Annotated in this window: 15 protein-coding genes and 1 tRNA gene; 10 read left to right on the forward strand and 6 right to left on the reverse strand. The window is 66.3% G+C overall.

The genetic code is table 11. The features are described 5' to 3' along the window. Position 1: 1 nt before the first annotated feature. On the reverse strand, positions 2-784 hold the full coding sequence (locus EWM63_RS09545; protein ID WP_130186306.1) for a helix-turn-helix transcriptional regulator: 783 nt from the start codon (positions 782-784) through the stop codon (positions 2-4). Between the two features lie 48 nt (positions 785-832). After that, complete coding sequence (locus EWM63_RS09550; protein ID WP_165390788.1) at positions 833-2,674, reverse strand: SagB/ThcOx family dehydrogenase; 1,842 nt, start codon at positions 2,672-2,674, stop codon at positions 833-835. A gap of 139 nt (positions 2,675-2,813) precedes the next feature. On the opposite strand from EWM63_RS09550, the gene EWM63_RS09555 reads away from it, so the two are divergent. From EWM63_RS09555 to cphA, 5 genes are all read left to right on the forward strand, one after another. Beyond that, a complete protein-coding gene (locus tag EWM63_RS09555; RefSeq protein WP_130186308.1) occupies positions 2,814-4,607 on the forward strand; it encodes a tetratricopeptide repeat protein in 1,794 nt (597 codons plus the stop codon). Between the two features lie 92 nt (positions 4,608-4,699). Then, positions 4,700-6,118 carry a hypothetical protein gene (locus tag EWM63_RS09560; RefSeq protein ID WP_130186309.1) on the forward strand — a complete coding sequence of 473 codons (1,419 nt, stop codon included), beginning with the start codon at positions 4,700-4,702 and terminating at the stop codon, positions 6,116-6,118. Positions 6,119-6,272: 154 nt separating this feature from the next. Then, complete coding sequence (locus EWM63_RS09565; RefSeq protein ID WP_229487832.1) at positions 6,273-8,567, forward strand: putative bifunctional diguanylate cyclase/phosphodiesterase; 2,295 nt, start codon at positions 6,273-6,275, stop codon at positions 8,565-8,567. A gap of 441 nt (positions 8,568-9,008) precedes the next feature. Next, entirely contained in the window at positions 9,009-9,908 is a 900-nt protein-coding gene (locus tag EWM63_RS09570; RefSeq protein WP_130186310.1) for a cyanophycinase, read from the forward strand. After that, positions 9,905-12,544: a cyanophycin synthetase gene (gene cphA / locus EWM63_RS09575; RefSeq protein WP_130186311.1), complete on the forward strand. Its 2,640-nt coding sequence runs from the start codon at positions 9,905-9,907 to the stop codon at positions 12,542-12,544. The genes EWM63_RS09570 and cphA overlap by 4 nt, the downstream gene beginning before the upstream one ends. 160 nt (positions 12,545-12,704) lie before the next feature. Here cphA and EWM63_RS09580 read toward each other — a convergent pair whose 3' ends face one another. Both EWM63_RS09580 and EWM63_RS09585 read right to left on the reverse strand, forming a co-directional pair. Then, the gene (locus EWM63_RS09580) at positions 12,705-13,988 is read right to left on the reverse strand and encodes a hypothetical protein (RefSeq protein WP_130186312.1); all 1,284 of its coding nucleotides are present in this window, start codon (positions 13,986-13,988) and stop codon (positions 12,705-12,707) included. Continuing rightward, positions 13,985-15,106: a mechanosensitive ion channel family protein gene (locus EWM63_RS09585; RefSeq protein ID WP_130186313.1), complete on the reverse strand. Its 1,122-nt coding sequence runs from the start codon at positions 15,104-15,106 to the stop codon at positions 13,985-13,987. The genes EWM63_RS09580 and EWM63_RS09585 overlap by 4 nt, the downstream gene beginning before the upstream one ends. Before the next feature lie 250 nt (positions 15,107-15,356). Between EWM63_RS09585 and EWM63_RS09590 the strand changes: the two genes are divergently transcribed. After that, the gene (locus EWM63_RS09590; RefSeq protein ID WP_307720846.1) at positions 15,357-17,537 is read left to right on the forward strand and encodes a family 1 glycosylhydrolase; all 2,181 of its coding nucleotides are present in this window, start codon (positions 15,357-15,359) and stop codon (positions 17,535-17,537) included. A 107-nt stretch (positions 17,538-17,644) separates the two neighbouring features. Here the strand turns inward: EWM63_RS09590 and EWM63_RS09595 are convergent, their stop codons facing one another. Continuing rightward, positions 17,645-19,621 (reverse strand): hybrid sensor histidine kinase/response regulator, encoded by a 1,977-nt coding sequence (locus EWM63_RS09595; RefSeq protein ID WP_130186314.1) that lies wholly within the window; start codon positions 19,619-19,621, stop codon positions 17,645-17,647. Between the two features lie 105 nt (positions 19,622-19,726). Here EWM63_RS09595 and EWM63_RS09600 point away from each other — a divergent pair, with 105 nt between their 5' ends. Further along, positions 19,727-20,785: a hypothetical protein gene (locus tag EWM63_RS09600; protein ID WP_207221267.1), complete on the forward strand. Its 1,059-nt coding sequence runs from the start codon at positions 19,727-19,729 to the stop codon at positions 20,783-20,785. Positions 20,786-20,854: 69 nt separating this feature from the next. Here the strand turns inward: EWM63_RS09600 and EWM63_RS09605 are convergent, their stop codons facing one another. Further along, positions 20,855-21,598, reverse strand: a complete 744-nt coding sequence (locus EWM63_RS09605; RefSeq protein WP_130186315.1) for a YoaK family protein — start codon at positions 21,596-21,598, stop codon at positions 20,855-20,857. A gap of 119 nt (positions 21,599-21,717) precedes the next feature. Between EWM63_RS09605 and EWM63_RS09610 the strand changes: the two genes are divergently transcribed. The 3 genes from EWM63_RS09610 (at position 21,718) to hsdR (ending at position 24,708) form a co-directional block, all read left to right on the forward strand. Then, positions 21,718-21,793, forward strand: a tRNA-Phe gene (locus tag EWM63_RS09610). 248 nt (positions 21,794-22,041) lie between these two features. After that, positions 22,042-22,269 carry a helix-turn-helix domain-containing protein gene (locus tag EWM63_RS09615; RefSeq protein WP_130186316.1) on the forward strand — a complete coding sequence of 76 codons (228 nt, stop codon included), beginning with the start codon at positions 22,042-22,044 and terminating at the stop codon, positions 22,267-22,269. After that, a complete protein-coding gene (gene hsdR / locus EWM63_RS09620) occupies positions 22,270-24,708 on the forward strand; it encodes an EcoAI/FtnUII family type I restriction enzme subunit R (RefSeq protein ID WP_130186317.1) in 2,439 nt (812 codons plus the stop codon). The last annotated feature ends 8 nt before the right edge of the window (positions 24,709-24,716 follow it).

Raw genomic sequence — 24,716 nt, forward strand, 5'->3', positions numbered from 1 at the left:
GCTATTTTCTTGGCGTTTCCTCGCGGTTCTTTGTGCCGTTCTCCTGGCTGGCGCGGCGATAGGCGGCGGGCGTGGTGTCGAACGCCGTGCGCATCGCCCGCGTCAGCGCGCTCTGGTCGGTAAAGCCGGCTGCCAGCGCTACATCGGCAATGGTGCGCCGGCCGGTGACCAGCCATTCGCATGCCCGGTCGAGCCGCCGTGCCATCAGCCATGCATGCGGACTGGCATCGAGTTCTTCGCGGAACAGCGCGTGCAGCCTGCTGACGCTGACGCCGGCGTGGCGCGCCATCGTGTCGGTGGTCCATGGCCGGCCCGGCTCCGCCTCGATATGCGCGCACAGTGCCGCAAGGCGCGAGGCGGCCTGCGGGGCCGCATCGGCCAGCGCGTCGAGCAGCAGCGGTATCCAGCCGTGCACGAGTTCTGCCCGAACGGGCCGGCCGGCGGTCATCAGCGCCATGTACTCGATGAGCTTGCGCGTCGCGGGACCGAGCGGCGTGAACGGCCGTTCCAGCAGCCGCTGCCAGTCGCCCCGCGCCAGAGCTTCGCTGTCCGCATCGATATCGACGACGATCGACTGGTTGGCGCCATCGCCGCATTGCGCATGCCACGCGCCCGGCGCCACCAGTGCCCCATGCAGCGGATCGAGCCGCCCTTCACTGCCCTCGATGTCGAGCAGCACGACGCCAGCCACCGGCAATACCAGCTGCGCGAACGCATGGCGATCGGCCTCGCGCTGCGCGCCATAGCTGCGCAGGTGGACATCGGTTGGCGGAAGGGCGAACATGGCGAAAAAAGCGACGAAGAAGCGGCGAAGAAGCGCCAAGTCTAGCAGTCATCGCGCCACGACGCCCAGCGCGGCGAAGTGCAGCACCCATTCCCGCCTGCCGTCCACGCCGATCAGCGCCGCGGCTTCATCGTCGTAGAACGCGCCGACCGGGCAGGCGCCGAGGCCCCGGGCGGTGGCGCCCAGCAACCACCTTTCGCCGATGAGGCCCGCTTCGATGAAGGCATGCCGGTAGCCGCGCGCACCGTCCGCAAGCGCCGTGCGGCGGTCGGCGGCGAGGACCAGCACGACGGCGGCATCGCCGATCACATCCTGCGCCAGCGCGGCCGAGCGCGCGGCGGCGGCAAATTCGCCATCCCGCACGCGCGCGAGCGAATGGCCGGGCGCATAGCGATAGACGCCTGGCGCCAGTCCCTTCACACGATTGACGACGAGGTGGATCGTGATGGCGCCGGACAGCTGCGCCGGCTGTCGCAGGTCGGCCAGCATCGATGCCAGTACCGGCAACGGCACCGCATCGTTCGTGAAGCGGCGCTTGCTGCGGCGCTCGATGATCGCGCGGCCGGCCGGCATCGCCGCCGGCCGCGGTGCCGGCAAGACGATGCCCCCACCGCCGCGCGCTTGCGGCAATTGCAGCGACGTGGCCTGCTGTATCCGGCTCGTGGCGCCCAGCCCGGCCGCCGTGGCCGCCACCGGGGCGAATACGGCCGGGGTTGATCCCGCCCTCGAGCCGGCTGCGGTGCGCAGTTCCATCACCGCCAGCGGTGCCTCGCGTACACCGTCGATGGCCAGTGCGTCGGCGAGCCTGCCTTCGTCGAAGCGCGGCGCCAGCACGGCGCCCACCCCGGCAGCATGGGCCGCCACGCGCAAGTTTTCCAGCAGGTGGCCGGCGTCCGCCACGGCATAGCGCCAGGCCCGCTCGCGGTACTTGTAGCCGGTGCGGTGGAAGATCGACGTGAGCACGATGGCGGCATCGGCATCGTGCGCCGAGGGCATGCCCGCGTTGCCGGGCAAGGCGCCCAGCAAGGCCAGCCTGGCATGCTCCGCATCGTAGTGATAAAGACCGGGCGCCAGCCCGCCGATCCGGCGCGCCACCACGTACAGCTCGCTGGGAAACAGCCCGCCGGACGATGGCGCGGCGCGCAGCGACTGGCCGCCGCGCCGCTGGGTGATCCCCGCCGCCAGGTGCAGCAAGGTGCCCAGTTCCGCCAGTTGCAACGGCCCGTTCCGGGGTGCCGGTGCCTGCAATGCGGCCGACAGGCCCATGTCCGCGACGGCAACGGTGCCGGCGGTTGTGCCAGGGCCGAGCGGAATCGACGGCGCATGCGGATACCGCTTGAACGGTGGCGGCGCATCGCCCCAGTCGATGCCGGGCGCGGTGCCGAACACGCCGGTGCGCGACAGCGACGAGTGCCGATGGAACGCCGCCACGGCGGCCAGATCTTCGTCCGGCGCGGCCGGCACCGCGGCGGAGGCGGGCACCGGCGAAGGTGCGCGTGCCGTGCCGGCCAGGTAGCCGGCTGCGAGCCCCAGCACGGCCACGGCGGCCAGCGCGGGCAATGACCGCGGTGTCGATGCGGGCCGGGCCGCTGCGCGACTACCGCCACCGCGCAGCGTGCGCCACACGACCTGCAGGTTGAACCACAGGTGCAGCGCCACCAGGACCAGCGTGCCGTAGCCAAACAGGTAGTGCCAGTCGAATACGGGCAGTTGCTGGTTGGCGACCCAAAAAATTCCCAGCCCGGCCGTGGCGAGCAGGTATACCATCAAGAGCACACTAAGCTGCACGTTCAGCGCGTGACGCGAGGGCGTCCGCCCGCGCACCCGCGCCGCGCCGAGCCACGCGCCATAGAGTGCCAGCGGCAACAGTACCCAGGCGAGCTTCGGCATCGCGCCTCCACAATGGTCCAGTCGATCGAAAATGGTTTCCTGAATTCTGGCTTGATTCCGCCTAGCCCGCAGCACGATCGCCGGAACCCGCGCCAAAGCCGTCACTCTAATCCGGGCGGATTCAAACAGGGGAATGATCATGAAGCGCAGAACGATCCTGGCGGTCGCGGCCGCCGTTGCCGCCGGCACGGCGGTCCTGGCGCCGTCGCTGGCCGAGCGGCGCGGTGGTTTCGATCCGGTACTGGCCGGCGCGCCCACGTGCATGCCGGCCCAGCCGGGCCGTCCGCCGCTGCTGGAGCGGCTGGTGCTGGCCCAGGCGGAAACGGCGCCGTTCCGGCCGTCCGGCAAGGCGGCGCCACCCCGGGCGGTGGATGCCACGCCGCCGCTGTATGACAACCTGGGCACGCTGGACGTGCCCGTCACCACGAAGCAGCCGAAGGCGCAGGCGTATTTCAACCAGGGCCTGCGGCTGACGTTCGCCTTCAACCATGCCGAAGCGGCGCGCGCATTCCGCGCGGCGCGCACGATCGACCCGGCCTGCGCCATGTGCTGGTGGGGCGAGGCGCTCGTGCTCGGCCCGAACATCAACGCGCCGATGTTTCCGCAGGCCGTGGTGCCGGCGTTCGCCGCGGCGCAGGCCGCCGCGAAACTGGCGCCCCGGGGCACGCCTGTCGAGCAGGCGCTGATCCGCGCCGTGGCGCGCCGCTACGATGCCTCGCCCACGGCGGACCGGGCGGTACTGGACAATGCGTACGCGGAGGCCATGACGGATGCCGCGCGCGCCTTCCCCAACGACGACACGGTGCAGGTGCTGTTCGCCGAATCGCTGATGGACCTGGCGCCCTGGGATTACTGGCAGGCGGCCGGCACGCGCCCGAAGGGCCGCACGGCCGAGATGGTCGACGCACTCGAGCGGGTCCTGGAACGCAACCCGCAGCACCCGGGCGCGGCCCACTACTACATCCACGCGGTGGAGGCATCGAGCCACCCGGAACGGGCGCTGCCCTTTGCCCGCCTGCTGGCGGCGCAGGCGCCCGGCGCGGGCCACCTGGTGCACATGCCGTCGCACATCTATTACCGGGTGGGCCTGTACCGCGAAGCGCTGCAGTCGAACCTGGACGCGATCGCGGCCGACGAAGCCTATTTCGGCAACGCCGCCAGCGATGCCGTCTACAAGGGTGCCTACTACCCGCACAACATCCATTTCGTGATGGTGTCCGCGCTGATGGGCGGTGACGGCCGCACCGCGCTGGACGCCGCGGCCAAGCTGGACCGCTCGCTGCCCGCGGAGCTCGTGAAGGAATTCGCGATGATGCAGCCGGTGAAGGCGGCGCCCTACTTCTCGCACGTGCAGTTCTCCAGCGCCGATACACTGCTCGCCCTGCCCGATCCCGGCAATGAACTCGTGCTGGTGAAGGCGATGTGGCATTACGCGCGCGCCGTCGGCCATGCCCGCAAAGGCGCCCAGGCGGCGGCGAACCGGGAGATCGCCGCCCTGGCGGCTCTGGAACGCACGGCCGATTTCCAGGCGATCGAGTCGGCGAACGTGCCGGCGCGCGACATCGTGCGCACGGCGCGGGCCGTGGCCACCGGCCGCGTGGCCGATGCGCGCGGCGACTTGCCGGCGGCGATGGCGGCTTACCAGGAAGCGGTCGACGTGCAGGACACGCTGCCCTACACGGAGCCGCCCTACTGGTACTACCCCGTGCGCCAGTCGCTGGGCGCGGCGCAGTTGCGCGCCGGCCGCCTCGACGCGGCCGAGGGCACGTTCCGCGCATCGCTGGCGCGCACGCCGAGCAATGGCTGGGCGCTGCGTGGCCTTGTCGAAGTCTACCGGCAGCGCGGCGACGAGGCGGCGCTGGCCGCGGCGCAGCGCCGCTTCGACACCACCTGGCTCGGCCGGGATGGGCCGCCGGCGCTGTCGCTGTTGTAGCTTGCGTGCAGGCACTGGCGCAAGGGCATTGCATTGACATTGAATTGTGCACGCCTTAGCCTGCATCCTCGTTCATCGTACGAGGATGCAGGATGCGGAAAACCCTTGCCGCCGCGGCCGCGGCCCTGCTGGCCGGCTGCTCAGGCCCGCTGGTCAAAAGCGCGATCACGTCGAACATCGTGCAGGAAGATGCCCACAACGCCTACCTCGTGCTGAACATCGCGCGCGCGCACGAACGCATGCCGATGCACTTCACCCAGGTGAACACGGTGCGCGCCACGCCGGGTGGCGGCGGGGTCGGCACGCCATTCTTGGGGCTGGACATTCCGTTCGGCGGCGCGGCGCCGGCCTACTATGCGCTGCGCCCATCGCTCGAATCCGCGTCGGCGGTCGATACCGTGAGCCTCGTTTCCCAGGAATTCATGAATGGCCTGACCACGCCGGTCGATGCGCGACTGATGGCGTATTTCGCCAGCCAGGGCTGGCCATTGCCGCTGCTGCTGTACATGTTCGTGGGGGCGGTCGAAACCTATGACAGCCACGGCACCCTGCTGCACAACCTCGTCAACAGCCCGCGCAACGAAACGTTCCCCGCGTTCAGCGCGCTGGTCGATGTGGTGGCCGGCTGCCGCCTTGTCCTGTCCGAATCCACATCGTACGAATTCCAGGGTGAGCCATTCCCCGCCGCGAAGCTGGCGGACATCGCCGTCGTCACCGCGGCCAGGACGGCCGGCCTGGTGCCGGTGGAAGTGGATGCGAACGGCAACCAGCTGGCCGGCGAGCCGGGCGCGCGCAAGGCCGGCGCAGCGCGCTACTACCGCCTGGCGCAGGTGGTGCGGGAAGCCGGGGTCAAGCTCGATTCCTATGGCTCGGGCAAGTCCGGCATTGCCGGCGCAGCCGACTGCGCGATCGATGGCAACATGTTGCAGGCCTCCGCGGCGCCTGCCGAGGTGCCTGCCAGCGGCGACGCCATGGCATCCGCCACTGGCGAACCGCCCGTTGCCGATACGCTGAAGCAGATCAGCAAGGCGCTGTCGACGCTGCCGATCTCGGTGGGCGGGCCGGGCGACAAACGCCGCCCGGCCGGCAATGCCGCGGGCAAGGCCGCCGGTCCGAAGATCGCTCCGCCAGACGGCGATGCCGGGCCAGCCATCGCCGAAGCCAGGCTGATACTGCGCTCGACGCAATCGATGATCTATTACCTGGGCGAACTCAGCCGCTACCAGAACGCATCGGACGCCACCCGCATCGACCCGGTGGCGATCCGCATCGGCAAGGAACGCACGGCGCACCTGTTCCGCATGCAATGCTGCCAGCCGGCACCCGGCGCCGCGGTCGCGGTCGCGGTGGACTACCGGGACAAGCACTTCAGCGTTGCGCCCTATTCGGACGCGGGCGGCATCGAAGACCGCAGCGTGCAGACATTGGCCCTGCTGTCGCTGGTGTACACCTTGCAGAACCGGTCGGCGGCGCCGCCGGCCATCAGCAACGTCCGCGTGCTGAATCGCTAGGCGTCAGTGGCGTCGACTGTTTTCATCCTTGCCACTTTTGTGAGCAACTCACAACAAAGTTGGCATCTGGTTTCCATCGCGCCATTTAATGGATGACTTGCCCAGCACCACACGCTATGATGTTTCCTATAGGAAACCTAACCCCGGCTGTATCGTGGCATTCAACGACATCGCGCATTGGCGCCTCCAGATCTTCACCCTGCTGCTTTCGATCGTTGCCGTCCTGGGCGTGATCATGGCGTTGCCGAGCATCGCCATTACGGCGTACCACGGCCGCTGGGATATCGTGGCCGTCGATACCGTTGCGCTGGCGTGGCTGCTGGCGCTGTGGCGCGCGCGCGGCGTGTCGTACCGCGTGCGTGTGTTTCATTTCCTGGCGATCCTGTATCTCGTCGGCGTGGCGATGATGCTCACCGTGGGGCCGATCAGCCAGGTCTACCTGCTGGCGCCGCCGGTACTGGCCGCGGTGCTGCTCGGCTCCGGCCCTGCGCTGGTGGCGCTGGCCCTGTCCGGCGCCACGATTGGCATGCTGGCGCTGACCGGCTACGCGCGCCTGTATGTGTCGGACATGCCGGGCCAGTCATCGGTGGCCACGCTGGTCGTCCTGCTGAACTACCTGGGTATCGGCATGCTGCTGACGCTGACGTGCAGCGTGCTGCTGCAACGCCTGTCTCGGTCGCTGGCGGACCTGCGCACGTTCACCGCCTCGCTGGAAGAAGGCCGCGGCCGGCTGCAGGCGGTGAACGCCGAACTGCGGCTCACGTCCGCCGCGGTTGCCCGCCTGAACGACATGGTCATGATCGCCAAGGCCAATCCGCTGCCGAACGTGGAGCAGCCGATCGTGTTCGTCAACGATGCACTGCTGCGGCGCAGCGGCTATGCCCGTGAGCAGGTGCTGGGGCAAAGCATGCGCATGCTGCACGGCCCCGAAACCGACCAGGAAGAAGTGGCACGGGTGGTCCGGGCCATGCGCAAGCTCGAACCGGTCACGGTGGAGCTGGTGAATTACACGCGCAGCGGCGAACCTTATTGGGTCGAAATGGAGATGGTGCCGTTCGCCGACGAGGAAGGCGTCAACACGCACTGGGTGCTGGTCGGGCGCGACGTGACCGAGCGCCGCAAGGCGGCCGATGCGATCCACCAGCTGGCGTTCTACGACGTGCTGACCGGCCTGCCGAACCGCCGCCTGCTGATGGACCGCCTGCAGGGGCTGCTGGATGCCGGCCCCGCCGGGCCACGCGCGGCCGTGATGTTCATCGACCTCGATCATTTCAAGAACGTCAACGACGCGCGCGGCCATGCCACCGGCGACCTGATGCTGCGCGCCGCCGCGCAGCGCCTGTCGCAACTGGCCGGTCCCGACGACACGGTGGCACGGCTGGGTGGCGACGAATTCGTGATGCTGCTGGTCACCGACGATGACGATGCCGCGTGCGGCGCACTGGCCATGGCCGCCCGCATCCGCGAGGTGCTGGCGCAGCCGTTCGACATCGGCGGCCAGTCATACCAGACGACCGCCAGTATCGGCATCACCCTGCTGCCGCGCGACGGCCAGACCGTCGACGACCTGCTGCGCGAGGCGGACATCGCCATGTACCGCGCCAAGGCTGGCGGTCGCGACGGCGTGGCGCTGTTCGAGGACACGATGCGCGCCGAAGTCGAGCATCGCCTGGCGATCGAGCGCGATCTTGGCCAGGCGCTGGCCAAGGGCGAATTGCAGATGCACGTGCAATTGCAGGTCGACCGCGACGAGCAGCCGGTGGGTGCCGAACTGCTGATGCGGTGGCGCCGGGCGGACGGCACGTCGGTACCGCCGGACGTGTTCATTCCGGCCGCCGAGGCCAGCGGCCTGATCGTCAAGCTCGGCTACTGGGCGCTGCGCCAGGCCTGCCTGGCATGGCTGCGCCTTTCCGCCGCCGGGCATGCGCTGCCGCTGTCGGTGAACGTGAGCCCCTCGCAGTTCCGCGAGCCCGATTTCGTGGCGCAGGTGCGCGCCATCCTGCTGGAGACGGGCGCACCGGCTTCGCAGCTGATCTTCGAGGTCACCGAAGGGCTGCTGATCGAAAACCTGGACGACACGATTGCCCGCATGCACGAACTGGCGCAGCTGGGCATCCGCTTCTCGATCGACGACTTCGGCACCGGCTACTCGAACCTTGCCTACCTGAAGCGCATGCCGCTGTATGAACTGAAGATCGACCGCAGCTTCATCCACGATACGCCGGGCGACGCCAACGGCACCGCGATCGTGCAGTCGATCCTGGCGATGGCGGCGCACCTGGGCCTGCGGGTGGTGGCCGAAGGCGTGGAAACGCACGACCAGGCCGCGTTCCTGGCCGCGCATGGCGGCCCCGGCATGCAGGGCTACCTGTTCGCCCGCCCGATGCCACTGCCCGACATGCTGGCACTGCTGGAAAGCCGCCCGCAGCCCGGCGCGAACGCCGCCTGACCCGGCGCGCACGCAGGCCCGGCGGCGTGCCAGCTCGTATCTGCTGAGCTCGTGTCCACCGTGGGGTCAGGCACCAAGGTGGACACGCACGCGGCCGTTATACGGATCAGCCCGTGTCCACTTTCGAGCCTGGCCCCAGGGTGGACACGGCCTCGGCACGGTGAACTCTGCAAGACGCCGTAAAAAACTGCCTCGCCTCGCCGCCATATAGCCCGTATGACACGCCTAGTTGTCCATGACATTAGCATTGTCACATCACTGTAACTTTCGCGTCATCCGAATCTTACAAATGCACGGGTTGAATACCACTGTTCCGCCGCCCCTCCGCCCGCCGATACTTGCACCAATACGTCACATGGCCGCACCGGCGGAGCGCACCCCGCACACGGGTGCACTACCGCGGTGCGGCGGCACGGCCGCCATACCAAGGAACGATTCATCATGACTACCCCCACCAAAGAGGACGGCTGCCTGCTGATCATCGGTGGCGACGAGCAGCGCCAGTGCCGGGAACGGATACTGGCCCGTTTCGTCGAACTTGCCGGTGGCCCGGGCCACCCAGACCCAAACGTGGTGCTGCTGACCAGTGCCAGCCAGGAACCGGAAGAGATGGCCCGCCCCTACCAGGAAGCGCTGGCTCGGCTGGGCGTGACGCGTTGCGACATCGTGCACGCGGCGAACCGCGAGCAGGCGAACGATCCTGCCGTCGCGGAACGCATTGCCCACGCGGACGGCATCCTGATCACGGGGGGCGACCAGAAGCGCCTGATGGCCACCATCGGCGGCACAGCCGTGGACCAGGCGCTGCATGAGGCGCTCAAGCGCCGCTGCGCCTGCGTGGCCGGCACCAGTGCCGGCGCCTCGGCCATGGCCGGCCACATGCTTGCCTCCGGCTCCGCCGAGTACGCGCCCGCGAAAGGCGCCGCCACGCTGGGCGCGGGCCTCGGCTTCGTGCAGCACATCGTGATCGACCAGCATTTCTCGCAGCGCCACCGGATCAACCGGCTGCTCAGTCTCATTGCGCAAAACCCTTACCTGTACGGCCTGGGCATCGACGAAGACACGGCGCTGGTCGTCGAGCGCGGCGTGGGCATCGAGGTGATCGGCGATGGCGGCGTCACGCTCGTCGATGGCCGCGCCATGATCACCAATGCCGCCGACATCGGCGAGGGCGAACAGGCGGAACTGATCGGCGTGCAATTGCACGTGCTGCCCGCCGGCTCCGGCTACCTGCTGCCCGGCGCGCAAGCTTCGACGCGACTGAAGCATATCGAGCGCGAGGCGCCCGCACCCATCCAAGCATTCATCAGCAATCTCACCAAGAGGAACCCGTTGTCATGAACATCATCGAGCAAAGGCTGCTGCGCGGCCGTAACCTGTATTCGCACCATTCCTGCCTGCTGACGGTGCTCGATACGGGCGACCTGAAGGATGCCCGCACCGATGCGCTGCCGGGTTTCAACGAGCGGCTGCTCAACCTGCTCCCGTCGCTGTACGACCACCGCTGCTCCGTCGGCAAGTACGCCGGCTTCGTGCAGACGCTGCATTCGGGTACCAACCTGGCCCACGTGGTGGAACACGTGACGCTGGCCCTGCAATGTCTGGCCGGCACCACGGTCAACACGGGCCGCACGCACGAGGCACCCGACTCGGGTAGCGGTATCTACCGCGTGGTCTGCGCCTATGAACTGGAACAGGTGGTGAGCGAGGCATTCGACGCCGCCGTGGCGCTGGTGACGGCGCTGGCGCGCGGCGAAGCGTTCGCGCTGGCCGACGCCTTGTCGGCACTGCGCGAAACGGCGGAAGACCATGCGATCGGCACCAGCACCGGCGCCATCGTCAAGGCGGCGAAGGCACGCGGCATTCCCGTGCTGCGGCTGACCGAGGAAGCCAACCTGTTCCTGCTGGGCTGGGGCGCGCGCCAGAAGCGCCTGCAAGCCACGATCACGGCCGATACGGGCCATATCGCCGTGGGCATCGCCAGCGACAAGCAACTGACGAAAGCCCTGTTGCAGGAAGCGGGCGTGCCGGTGCCGGAAGGCGTGACGGTGCGCACCCTGGAGCAGGCGCAGCGCGCCGCGCGCCGACTGGGCTGCACCGTGACCGTGAAGCCGCTGGACGGCAACCATGGCCGCGGCGTAACGACCCGGTGCAATACGCCGGAGGAACTGGCGGTGGCGTTCGAGCGGGCGCGCGAACACGGCCGCCGCGTGATCGTGGAACGCTACGTGACCGGCCATGACTACCGCGTGCTGGTGGCCGATGGCCGCGTGGCCGCCGCCGCGCTGCGCCGCCCGCCGGCCGTCATTGGCGATGGCGCCTTGACCGTGCGCCAGCTGGTGGAACGGGAAAACCTGAATCCCGCGCGCGGCGAAGGCCACACCAATATCCTGACGAAGATTCCGCTCGACGGCCATGCCGAAACCCTGCTGGCCGAACAGGGATTGACCTTCGACAGCGTGCCGGGCGCCGGCATTCCCGTGCAGTTGCGCGGCAACGCCAACCTGTCCACGGGCGGCACCGCCGAGGACGTGACCGACCTGCTGCCGCCCGAAACGCGCGCGCTGTGCGTGCGCGCCGCGCAAAAGATCGGGCTCGACGTGGCGGGCCTGGACATCGTCTGCGCCGACATCGCCCAGCCTTTGGCAGCACAGGGCGGCGCGATCATCGAAGTCAATGCCGCGCCGGGCATCCGCATGCACCAGTACCCGAGCGCCGGCACGCCGCGCAACGCCGGCGAGGCGATCGTCGACGGCATGTTCGGCAAGGGCGACGGCCGCATTCCCGTGATTGCCGTGACGGGCACGAACGGCAAGACGACCACCACCCTGATGCTCGAGCACAGCATCCGCCAGGCGGGCGTGCGCACCGGCTGTACCACGACCGAGGGCGTGTTCATCGACGGCACCTCCATTCGCAAGGGCGACTGCGCCGGCTACTGGTCGGCGCGCAGCGTGCTGACCGATCCGAACGTGGACTTCGCCGTGCTGGAAACCGCGCGTGGCGGCATTCTCAAGCGCGGCCTGGCGTTCGACCGCTGCGACGTTGCGGTGGTGCTGAACGTGTCGCACGACCACCTGGGCCTGGACGGCGTCAACACGCTGGACGACCTGGCCCGCGTGAAGGCGGTGGTGGCGAAGTCGGCATCGCGCGCCGTGGTGCTCAATGCCCAGGATACATATTGCGTGGCGATGGCGGGCGAGCTGGACGACCATGTGGAGCGGCTGTACTTCAGCTGCGATCCCGAGAACGCGCTGCTGCTGCGCCACCTGGAGAGCGGCGGCCGCGCCGCCTACCTGCAGGACGGCGCGCTGATCCTGGCCGACGGCACGCGCCGCCACCGCATCCTGTGGGCGGAAGAGATGCCGTCCGCGCTGGACGGCTGCGCGCGCCACAACATCGCCAACGCGCTGGCGGCAGGTGCCGCGATGCTGGCGGCCGGCCTGGAGATCGGCCAGATCGCCGACGGCCTGGCATCGTTCGTGTCCGACAACGTGCGCAATCCGCTGCGCACCAATGTGTACGACGTGCGCGGCGTGAAGGTGGTGGTCGACTATGCGCATAACCCGGCCGCCTATGCGGCGCTGGGGCAGACCGCCCGCGGCTTGAGCACCCGGCGCACGGTGGCCGTGATCACCGCGCCGGGCGACCGCCGCGACGACGACCTGGCGCTGGTGGGCGAAACCTGCGGCGCCGCGTTCGACGAGGTGATCGTCTACGAATCGCCCAGCGAACACCGCGGCCGCCGGCCGGGCGAGCGCGCGGCCCTGATGGCCGCCGGCGCTATCCGCGCATCCACCCGCGTGCACCTGGAACTCGATTCCGGCGCCGCCCTGCGCCTCGCCCTCACCCGCTGCCAGCCTGGCGACGTGATGCTGTTCGCCACCGGCACCTCGGTGTCCGAACTGGTCGACGCGCTGCGGGACTTCGACCCCGCCAGCGCGGCGAGCATCGCCCTCGCCGCCGCCGGCGGCTAAAAAACAGGGTCCGTCCTTAATGCCGTTCAGTTAGTGCTTGGCTGGCATAGTGATCCGCATGTAGACACCCCAAAAGCGAAGGGCTGGGGTCAGACCCGACGGGTCTGACCCCGGAATGTGCCTCTGGGTTTGACATACTTTAACGGATTTTTGGCAGCTTTTACCGTAGGTCGCTGGCCAGCCGGGGCGATGACAGCAAGGTCTTGAACGCGGCCCACCGCTGTGCCCGCGCCTGTTGCGGGTCGGTGGACGTCACCTGCTTCTCGACCCACGCCTTCACCAGGTCCTTGCCCAGGTTGTAGTTGATCACGTAGCCGCGCAGGGCGTCGTAGAACTGCACGCGCTGGCCGGCCTTTTCCGGCGGGTACAGCGCCACGTTGACGAGCCACTCGATTGCCTGCTCGCGTGTAAAACGGCCTTCCAGGTAGTGCATCGCATTGTCGTTGTCGGCATAGGACAGCTGCGCCAGCAGCTTTTGCAGCGCAGCGTACTGGCCCGCCAGGGCAGGATCGATACCGGCCAGCGGATACAGCACGTCGCGCTCGAAGGCCAACCGCTCCTCGTCCGGGAAAGCCATCTCGATGCCGTAGTTGGCGCTGCCCTCGGCTATCAGCGACATGGGCGAATACAGCGGGTAGACGCTGAACTCGACCCAGTTGCGGTCCTTCACCAGGTGCTGTTCCAGCAGCGCGTTGTAGACGTGGTGGCCGGGATAGCCCTCGTGACAGCCCAGGTCCACGGCACGCTCGATGTAGATGGGGAATTCGGTATTGATCTGGATGAGGCTGTGCGCGTCGCCCTTGTACCAGTTGTAGCCGGACCACGGCTTGCCGGTCACGAATTCCAGCACGAAGCTTTCGTTGGCGGGTAGCGCCAGGTGCGGTGCCGTGCGTTCGCGACAGGCGGCGATCGCCGCGTCGAAGACGGGTTTGAGCTTGTCCTTCGGGATGGCGAAGCGCGCGCGGAATGCCTGCACACGCTGCGGCAACGGCCCTTCGCCCGGCACCAGCGCATCGATCTTCTTCAGCAGCGCCTCGTAGTAGGCGCGGTCATGGTGCGGCGTAACGGCGTCGTACAGCAATGCCGTTTCCTCGTCGAAGCCGAATTTTTTACCATCGAGCATGTCCACGCGGGCACTGAGCGCCTTCAGCTGCTTGCGCAGGAAGGCGAGGCGCAGCGCCTCGTCCGGGCTGGCGGCGCGTTTGCCGGCCAGGTCGCCGAGCGCACCCGCGGCATCCTTGCGGATCGCGGCCAGGCTGCGTTTTTGCTTTTGCGCCTGCGCCTGCAGGGCCGGCGGGCCGTAATACGCATCGACATAGCTCGCATCATGCTGGCCCACGGCCAGCACCAGCTTGCGATAGCGCTCGGCCACGTCCTGCACCGAGGCGGCCAGCGCGCCGCCAGCCATCACCATTGCGAGTCCCCCCGCCACCAGTTTCTTCATGCGCCCGCCCCTTTATCCGCACCCTTGTCCATGGGGGGCCAGTGTAGGGCAGCATCCTGTGCGTTGTAAACTTCGGCGGGCCGCACATTGAGCTGGGTGGGGAAGGCGATGTCGATGCCCTGCTCCGCCAGGCCGCGCAGCACGTCGAGCAGCACGGCCTGGTTGGTATCCATGAAGACGAAATAGTCGTCGGTCTTGATCCAGTACACCACCTCGAATTCCACCGCCCACGTGGCCAGGTTGCGCAGGTGTGCGCGCTCGAACGATGCGGTTTTCTCCTGCCGTTCGATGATTTCCTTCACCATGGCCGGAATGGCTGCCAGCTGCTCCGGCGGCGTGCCGTAGCGCACCCTGAGCATGAAGGCGACACGGCGCGAAAACATGCGGGTCTGGTTGGCGATGCGCGACTTCAGCATGTCGCCATTGGCGAAGATGACCTGGTCGCCCCCGAGACCGCGCAGCCGCGTCGTCTTCAGGCCGATGTATTCGACCGTGCCGAGGTATTCGCCGACGATGATGAAGTCGCCGACGACGAAGGGTTTGTCCAGCACGATCGACAGCGAGGCCAGCAGGTCACCGAGGATGTTCTGCACCGCCAGCGCCACCGCGATGCCGCCAATGCCCAGGCTGGCCACCAGGGTCGTGATGTTGAAGCCCAGGTTATCCAGGATCATCAGCATGAACACGACCCACACGAACAGGCGCAGGATGAAATCGATGATCGCCGTTGATGCCACGCCGGCCGTACTGTCGGCGCCGCCGATGGCGGCCTGCCGGTAGCGCCGCCGCCAGACGCGCACGCCGGTGTCGGCCCAGATCGCGGTCTGCAGCAACATGGTCGTGACGGCGACGCGCCACAACGAGACTTCGTACTTCTTGGAGAACTCCAGCATCAGCGACCCCAGGTACAGCGCCAGGATCACGATGGAAAGGCTGTAGGTGTTGCGCAGCATGCGCAGGAACCAGTCATCGACCCGCGTTTCGGTACGCTCTGCCACGGCTTCGAGCCGGTGTATCAGGAATGCCCGCACAAGTATCATCAGTACCGCGGCGGCAAACGCCACGGCAAGCGCCGTAGCCCATTCCTGGATCGGATTACCCCACCAAACGTAACGCATGCACCCTCCTTTTCGCACGCGAGAGTGTACCGAAGCACCCTGTGCCGGCGCGCACACGAGGCACCCGCCAGCCCATCCATTGGCCCTGCTACCTGTTCAATGACGCCCGGCAATACGGCGACAGCGTTTTGATTTTTTCGCCATACTTCGACGCTCGTTCGACTAGCTCACCGACTATATGAAAAAAGATGACGCAATCCAAACCCGGGCGATCGAGCTTTGGGGCGGACTGGAAGGTACGGTCAACCGCGTGCGCGATCAATATTTCAGCCAGATGGATCAGAACGGGCACGGCCAGCGGATCAGCGACCTGGACCGCTTTGCGGCACTGGGCATCACGGCCATCCGCTACCCCGTGCTGTGGGAGCTGACCGCTCCCGATGGCATCGAGCAGGCCGACTGGAAGTGGGCCGACGAGCGCCTGCCGGCGCTGCGCGACCTGGGCGTGAACCCCATCGTGGGCCTCGTGCACCACGGCAGCGGCCCCCGCCACACCAGCCTCGTCGATCCCGAGTTCGGCCCCAAGCTGGCCGAATTCGCCGGCGCCGTGGCGCGCCGCTTTCCCTGGGTCGAGTACTACACGCCCGTCAACGAACCCTGCACCACGGCGCGCTTTGCCGGCTTGTACGGTGTGTGGTATCCCCACGGCCGCGACGACCTCACGTTCCTGCAGGCACTGATCAACCAGTGCAAGGGCGTGGTGCTGTCGATGCGGGCCATCCGCGAAGTCAACCCGAACGCCAAGCTGGTGCAGACGGACGACCTGGGCAAGACCTACAGCACGCCCGAGATGGCCGAGTGGGCCGACTTCTACAACGAGCGGCGCTGGCTCGCCTGGGACCTGCTGTGCGGCATGGTGGATGAAGAGCACACGCTGTTCAATTATTTCCTGAAGAGCGGCATCCCCGCCGAGGACGTGCTGTGGTTCCGCGACAACCCCTGCCCGCCGGACGTGATGGGACTGAACTACTACATCACCAGCGAGCGCTGGCTCGATCACCGCGGCGACCGCTACCCGGCCCAGTACGTGGGCCCGCATGGTTTCGCCGACATCGAAACGGCCCGTGCGCTGGCCACGCCCACCCCGGGCATCGGCCCGCTGCTGGAAGAAACATGGGAGCGTTACAGCCTGCCGATGGCGGTCACCGAGGCGCATATCGATGCCAACCGGGAAGACCAGCTGCGCTGGCTGTACGAGGTGTGGAACGCCGCGCACGACGTGCGCCGCAAGGGTGCCGACATGCGCGCCGTCACCGTCTGGTCGCTGCTCGGTTCCTATGACTGGAATTGCCTGGTCACGGAATGCCGCGGCTACTACGAGAATGGCGCCTACGACCTGCGTTCGCCGGAGCCGCGCCCCACCGCACTGGCGCGGCTGATGCGCGAACTGGCGAGCGGCCGCACGCCATCGGCGCCGGTGCTGCAGGGCCTGGGCTGGTGGCGCCGTCCGGGGCGCTTCCTGTGCCCGCCGGTGGCCACCAGCGCCACCGTGGCGGCACTGCCGGCCGAACGCAACAGCGTGAACCGCCCGGTGCAGCCGATCCTCATCAGCGGCGCCACCGGCACGCTGGGCAGCGCGTTTGCCCGCATCTGCGAAGAACGCAACCTGGCGTTCAAGGTGCTGACACGGCAGGAAATGGATATCGCCGATCCCGCTTCGGTGGAAGCGGCGATCCGCAAGCACCGGCCATGGGCGATCATCAATGCCGGTGGCTACGTGCGGGTGCACGATGCCGAGCAGGAGTCGGACCGCTGCCTGCGCGAGAATGCGCACGGGCCGGTGGTGCTGGCCAATGCCTGCGGGCGCCACGACATCCGCCTGCTGAGCTTCTCCAGCGACCTTGTCTTCGATGGCTCGAAAGGCAGCGCCTATGTGGAAAGCGATCCGGTCGCGCCGCTGAACGTGTATGGCCAGAGCAAGGCCGAAGCGGAACGCCGCGTGCTGGCCGTGAACCCGCACGTGCTGATGGTGCGCACCAGCGCGTTCTTCGGCCCGTGGGACCGCCACAACTTCGTCACGCTGGCATTGCAGGCGCTGCAGGAAGGCCGCACCTTCACGGCGGCCAGCGACCTGGTGGTGTCGCCCACCTATGTGCCTGACCTGGTGCAGACCTGCCTGGACCTGCTGATCGACCATGAGTGCGGTATCTGGCACCTGTCGAATGGCGAGGCCGTGTCGTGGGCCAGCCTGGCGCAGCGCGTGTGTTCGCTGGCAGGGCTGGACGACTCGCTGGTCGATGCGCAGCCGGCCACCGCGCTGGAAGGCCAGGCGCCGCAGCCGCGCTATTCGGCGCTGGGCAGCGAACGGGGCAAGCTGATGCCCACGCTCGACGATGCACTGGCACGCTACCTGAAGGCGGTGGAAGAAGTGCGGCGCCAGGGCGATACGCACGTGGGTGCCGCCCAGGAGGCGCATTACGGCAGCATCTGAACCCGGCGCTTGCCGCCCATGCAAAACGGCCCCGTTCGACGGGGCCGTTTTTTTATCAGGGCGTTTTTACCGTGGCTTCCTGGTGCGTACCTGGTTGGGTTGCCGGATCAGCCGGGCGCGCGCAGGTGCCGCGCCAGGTCGGCCAGGCGATAGGGCTTGCCGACGAAATCGAATTCGGACAGGTCGGCCGGCTCGCCCTGCAGTGCCTGTTGCGGATAGCCGGAAGCAATGATGATCTTCACGTGCGGCCAGCGCTCGCGCACCACGCGCGCCAGTTCCAGCCCCGTGACCCCGTTCGGCATCATCAGGTCGGTGAACAGCACGTCCACGCCGCCGTCCGGGCCATGCTGCTCCAGCAGGCGCAGCGCGGTCACGCCGTCGGGCGCGGACTGCACCTTGTAGCCCATCGTTTCGAACAGGTCGCACGCCACGGCCATCACCAGCTGGTCGTCTTCCACGATCAGCACACGCTCGGCATGCTCCTGCAAGTCGGCATCGGACTGGTTGGTATTCTCGTGCGCGGGCAGGTACAGACTGATCGCCGTACCCTTGCCAAGCTCGGTGCGGATCTGCACGTCGCCGCCCGATTGCGTGATGAAGCCATACACTTGCGACAGCCCCAGGCCGGTGCCTTTGCCGACCGGCTTCGTGGTGAAGAACGGCTCGAACGCACGCTGCACCACTTCGGGCGTCATGCCGGTGCCACTGTCGCGCACCGTCACGCGCACGTACTCGCCGGGCGGCAGCGTGCCCACTTCGTGCTCGCCCAGCCGCACGTTGCGCGTTTCCAGCGCCAGCGTGCCGCCGCCAGGCATGGCATCGCGCGCATTGACGACGAGGTTGAGCAGCGTGGCCTCGAAGCGGGCTTCGTCGACGACGATGCAGGCCAGCCGCGGCGCCAGGTCGAACACGAACGACACCTGCGGGCCGCTGGCACGCCGCAGCACCTGCTCGAAACTGCCGATCAGCGCATTGGCCTGGTGCAGCTCGGCGGACAGTGGCTGCTGGCGCGCGAACGACAGCAGCTGCTGTGTGAGCAGCGCGCCGCGGTCGATCGCGCGGCGCATGCTGTCCAGCACGCGGAGGGTGATGCTGCCGGGGCTCTGCGCATGCAGGATGTCGACACCGGACGACAGCACGGCCAGCAGGTTGTTGAAATCGTGCGCGACACCGCCGGTGAGCTGGCCGATCGCTTCCATCTTCTGCGCCTGGAACAAGGCATTGCGCGTTTGTTCGAGCGACTCGGCGGTGGCGCGCTGCTCGGTCACGTCACGCGTGATCTTGGCAAAGCCGATCAGCGTGCCCTCCTCGTCGTGGATCGCATCGAGCACGGCGTGGGCAAAGAAGCGCGTGCCGTCGCGGCGCATGCGCCAGCCTTCGCTTTCGAAGCGGCCTTCACGGGCGGCCGTTTCCAGCGCCCGCTGCGGCACGCCGGCGGCGCGGTCCTCGTCGGTGAAGAAGCGGCTGAAATGGGTGCCCAGTACCTCCTCCTGCGTATAGCCCTTGATGCGCTGCGCCCCCACGTTCCAGTTGGTGATCTCGCCCTGCGGCGACAGCATGTAGATCGCATAGTCGGTCACGCCCTGCACCAGCAGGCGGAAATGCTGCTCGCTCTGCCGCAGCGCTTCCTGCGCGTCGCGGCGATCGGTGATGTCGCGCGTGATCTTCGCGAAGCCCACGAGGACACCTTCGGCATTGCGGATCGGGTCGATGACGACGCTGGCCCAGAAGCGCGTGCCGTCATTGCGCACGCGCCAGCCCTCGCCTTCGAAACGGCCGTCATCGCGTGCCGCGGACAACGCCCGCTCGGGCAGGCCGGCAGCGCGGTCTTCGTCCGTGTAGAAACGGGAAAAGTGCGCGCCCATGATCTCGCCCGCCTTGTATCCCTTGAAACGCTCGGCGCCGGCGTTCCAGCTGCTGACGTAGCCTTCCGAATCCAGCATGTAGATCGCATAGTCGCTGATGCTGGCGACCAGCAGTTCATAGCGCTGCTGGAAGTCGGGCAGCGCCGGCTTGGTGCGGACAGGCGCAGATGCGGGCCCCGGGGCAGGCAGCGACGAACCAGGGGCTGAGGTATCGCTCATCGTGTCTTTCGCTGACGTTTATTATCCGGCGATTGTAACGCCAACCGTGCGGGCACACGGAACGGCTGCGCGTAGCATCGGGCTGTTCAGGACATGGAGGCTTTCATGTTGCTATTGACCAACATTTCGAAGCGCACGCTGGTGTTCCTGGCACTTTTCGGCATGGGTGGCACGCTTGCCGCCCCGCCGGTGCCACAGTCCGTGGCACCACCGGTGCCCAGCGTTGCGGTCACGGCAACGCGCGATCCGGTCGACAAATCCTACCGCCGCATGCTGCGCGGCATGGACCGCTTCGCGCGCGAGGCTCCGGCACTGGCGCCGGATGCATCGCTGCGCTTTCGCCTCCTGCCCCGGCTGCCGGAAACGCGCATGGAAGGCATCGAGATGAAGGTCGTCGGCGACACGCTGGCACTGCCAGTTCCTGTGGGCGCGGACAATGGCTTCACGCTGGATCGCAACGAGCGTGCATGGCGTGAGGATGCGGCGCTGGTGGCAAACCGCCGCACCGCCAGCATGACGTGGCGTGCGGACGTGCGCAGCCCGGGCGTGCCCGAGGGCATGCGCCGCCTGGGCGACCTGCGCCTGGAATGCCGGGTCGGCATGGAGGCGGAACTGGTCTCGAACAATGCCCACCTGTTCGCCTGGCTGGGCGACCTGCTGGCGAACCCGGACAAGGTGTGCGAGGACCCGGACGGCCGCTACCTGTTCTTCACCGAACGCCCGGTATTCGCGGTCACGCTGCATGCGCATGGCCGCAGCACGCCGGCACCGCTGCGCTTCCTGTATGCCGGTGGCCGCGTACAGGGGCCGGACCTGCCGTACTGCGACTGCCAGGTGCTGCTCGATCGCAGCTATCACGCGCCCATCTGGGACCGCGCATGGCCAGACGAGACGCTGCTGTCGTTCGAAGGCATGGACGACCCGCCACCGCCCGATGCGCCCACCGCGCCCGGCGTGGTCCCGGGCCACACCCGTGAGCAGGTGCGTGCCGCCCTCGGCCCGGGCACGGTGGTGGCGTTCCGCGATGGCCGGGAGGCATGGCTATATCCCCGCCTGGATGACCGCCGCGCCGCAGGCAAGCCCGAGTATCTCGTGCTGTTCGATGCCGGCGGGCGCGTTCTCAAGAGCCGTGCAGGCGCCCCGTCGGGTCCCCGCCGGGAATGACGTCCACGCGAATGCCACGAGTCGGGCGCACATGCTGGCGCACAGGGCGTGGACCTTGGCCAGGGGGCCCTAGCGCGTGTGCGGCCGGCGCAGGTCATCCACCACGGGCACGATCGCCAGTACCACGAGCACCATGGCCAGCGGCACCGTGGCCACGTAGCCCAGCCGCGTGAAGCCAACCGCGCCCGCGATGCCGCCAACGAAGAAGCACAGCGCCAGCATGGCGAGCAGCCGCAGGCGCGGCCTGTTGGCAACCACGGGCGCAGCCCCGGCATCGCGGTTCGGATACAGCGCCTTGCCCAGTTCGATGCCGATATCCGTCATGACACCGGTGATGTGCGTGGTGCGGATCTCGGCGTTCGACAGCTTCGTGATCACGGCGTTCTGCAATCCCATCATGAAGCACAGCAGCGCGATGGTGGCGGGCACGATCAGCACGTGGACCGACGCCAGCCACGTGCCCAGCACGCCGAACGACAGCAGCAGCACCGCCTCGAGCAGCAGCGGCAACGCGTACACGCTGTGCAGCGCCCGCCGGCGGCCATAGTTGACGATCAGCGCGCAGCAGGCGGCGCCGGCGACGAAGGCCACCAGCGCGGCCAGCCCCGCAGCGGCAACGTCGAAGGCGCCAATGGCGACATCATCGGCCATCGCCGACACGATGCCCGTCATGTGCGACGTGTACTGATGAACCGCGATGAAACCGCCCGCATTGGCGGCGCCGGCCACGAACGCGAGCACCATGCCAAGGTGCCGGTTGCCGCCGGCTTCGCGCTGGTGGCCCGTCAGGCGGCGGGCATAATTGAGGGGCATCGCGGCTCCCGGGCAAAAGCCCAAAGTACACCCATGCCGGGCGGCGGGTCAACGGATGAGCATTGCCTTCAAAAGGGGCTAGGCAAACGCGCAACAGGGCTGCTATAATTGCGCGCCTTGGCCTGGTAGCTCAGTTGGTAGAGCAGAGGATTGAAAATCCTTGTGTCGGTGGTTCGATTCCGCCCCGGGCCACCAAGAATATTCCTTACAAAACGCCAATCCACACGGATTGGCGTTTTTGTTTTCTGGACTGAAAGTCCTCGGCTCCGGTCCATTTCCGGATGCAGCAGGTGTTAGCAGGCGCTCCCGATCGACCAAATTGTCCAATCGTCCGCATGCACTAGACTACTCAACTCATGGTCGGAATAGTCCACTATAATTCACATTGTTAGACTGATAACGATTTTGAACGACTTTGAGGCTTTAAACAGAGCGCTAATGCTATGAATTCCGAGCCGTGGGTTACAGCAATCGATGTCGCTAAGCATTTGGGCGTCGTAAAGGACACCGTTTATCGCTGGCGGGAGCGCAAGGGTTTGCCAGCGCACAAGATAGGTCGGCTATGGAAGTTTCAGGTCTCCGAGGTTGATGAATGGGTGCGATCGGGAGGAGCCGACGAAGACGATGCGCACGACAAGCTAGATACCGACCGCCACACATCTGGGGGATAAATGGACAAGCACCAACTCAGTGAGCGTGATATCTGCACCAAGTTCATCACGCCTGCGATTGTGCGGGCGGGCTGGCAGCAGCATCAGTTTCGCGAGGAAGTAAATCTCACGGACGGTCGCGTCATGGTGCGCGGCAAACTTGCGGCACGCATTAAAAATCCCGATGCCAAAGGTGGCCCTAAGCGTGCAGACTTCGTTTTGTACGCCAGATCAAACGTACCGATTGCGGTAGTCGAGGCCAAGCAAGCGCGCTTTTCGGTCGGCCACGGTATGCAGCAGGCACTGGTCTATGCCGAGATGGTAGATGCCCCCTTTGCCATCAGCAGTAATGGCGACGGCTTTCTGCTGCACGACCGCACTGGCCTGACGCAGCCCAGCGAGCGCGAGCTATCACTCAGCGAGTTTCCATCATTAGACGATCTTTGGCCGCTTTATCAGCAATGGAAAGGTCTTGTTGAGCCTGCCGCCGTTAAGCTAATTGAGCAACCGTTCTATACCGACGGCAGCGGCAAGGAGCCACGCTATTACCAGCGCGTCGCCATTAACCGTGCCGTCGAGGCCATCGCCAAAGGACAGCAGCGCGTGCTGTTGGTCATGGCCACCGGCACCGGAAAAACCTACACCGCATTCCAGATCATCTGGCGTATGTGGAGAGCCAAAGCGAAAAAACGCATCTTGTTTTTGGCCGACCGCAATATCCTGGTCGATCAAACCATGCAGCAAGACTTCGCCCCCTTTGGCGAGGTCATGCACAAGGTCTCCAATCGCGAGATCAAGAAAAATTACGAGATCTATCTTGCCCTTTATCAGGCGGTCACCGGCAAGGAAGAATGGAAGCAAATTTACAAGCAGTTTCCGGCCGATTTCTTCGATCTTGTCGTTGTTGATGAATGCCACCGTGGCAGTGCCGCTGATGATTCAGCCTGGCGCGATGTGCTCGAGTATTTCAGCAGCGCCACACATTTAGGTCTGACGGCTACGCCGAAGGAAACCAAGGAGGTCAGCAACATCAGCTACTTTGGCGACCCAATCTACACCTACTCGCTGAAGCAAGGTATCGAAGACGGTTTCCTCGCGCCCTACAAAGTGATCCGAATCGCCACCGATGTCGATGCCGTGGGTTACACCCCCGAAAAAAACAAGATCGACAAATTCGGCCAGGCGGTGGAACAGCGCCAATACAACACGAAGGATTTTAACCGCACCCTGGTGCTAGAAAAACGCACTAAACTCGTGGCTAGCAAAGTATGGGAATACCTCAAGGCCACCGATCCAATGGCCAAAACCATCGTGTTTTGTGACGACCAGGACCAAGCCGAACGCATGCGGCAAGAGCTGGTTAAGCTCATCCCGGCAGCTGCCAGCAACCGCCGCTACGTCATGCGCATCACTGGCGACGACAACGAAGGCAAAACGCAGCTTTCCTACTTCATCGACAACGACGAGCCTTACCCCGTCATCGCGACCACCTCCAAACTGCTGACCACCGGTGTGGATGCCAAGACCTGCAAACTCATCGTACTGGACCAGAACATTAACTCGATGACCGAGTTTAAACAGATCATTGGCCGTGGCACCCGTTTGCGTGAAGACTACCAAAAGCTTTACTTCACCATCATGGATTTCAAGGGGGCGACGCGACTGTTCGCAGACCCAGATTTCGACGGTGAACCGGTGGTGATTTACGAGCCCACGCCCGACGAACCCATTGTGCCGCCGGACATTACCAACCCGCTTGGCATCGGCGAATCCGAGTCCCCACCCTATGGCCCAGATCTGAATGGTGGTGATGACACGCTACCCGGCGGCGATGCGGGTGGAGCCGGTAGCGGTGAAGGCCGCGTCAAATACGTGATCGACGATGTCAATGTGCGCGTGGCGGTGGAGCGCTCGCAGTACCTCGATGCCGATGGCAAGCTCATCACCGAGGATTACCGCGTTCTTTTGAAGGACGACATCAAAAAAGCGCTTCAGGCCCAGTTCGGCAGCATGACCGACTTCCTGCGCCGGTGGAACAGTGCTGAACGCAAGCAGGCCGTATTGGAAGAGCTCGCCGCTCAAGGTGTGCCGATCGAAATCCTGCAACAGGCCGTGGCCAACGGCAGCGAGTTGGATGTGTTTGATCTGGTCGCCCATGTTGCCTTCGACCAAAAACCGCTCACCCGTCGCGAGCGTGCGAACAACGTGAAGAAGCGGGATGTGTTTGGCAAATATGGCGAGAAGGCCCGTGCCGTGCTCGAAGCCCTGCTCGACAAGTTCGCCGACCACGGCGTGCAAGACATCGAAGACGCCAAGGTACTGGAACTGCCGCCGTTTGACCAGTTCGGCAGCAAAACCCAGATCCGGCGCGGTATCTTCGGCAGCGTCGAGCAATATACCCAGGCCGTACAAGAGCTTGAACAAGCGCTCTACGACCAGAATGAACTGAAACAGGCTTGAGCCAGAAA

Origin of the sequence: Pseudoduganella lutea (assembly GCF_004209755.1) — a bacterium.
GTDB lineage: Bacteria > Pseudomonadota > Gammaproteobacteria > Burkholderiales > Burkholderiaceae_D > Rugamonas > Rugamonas lutea.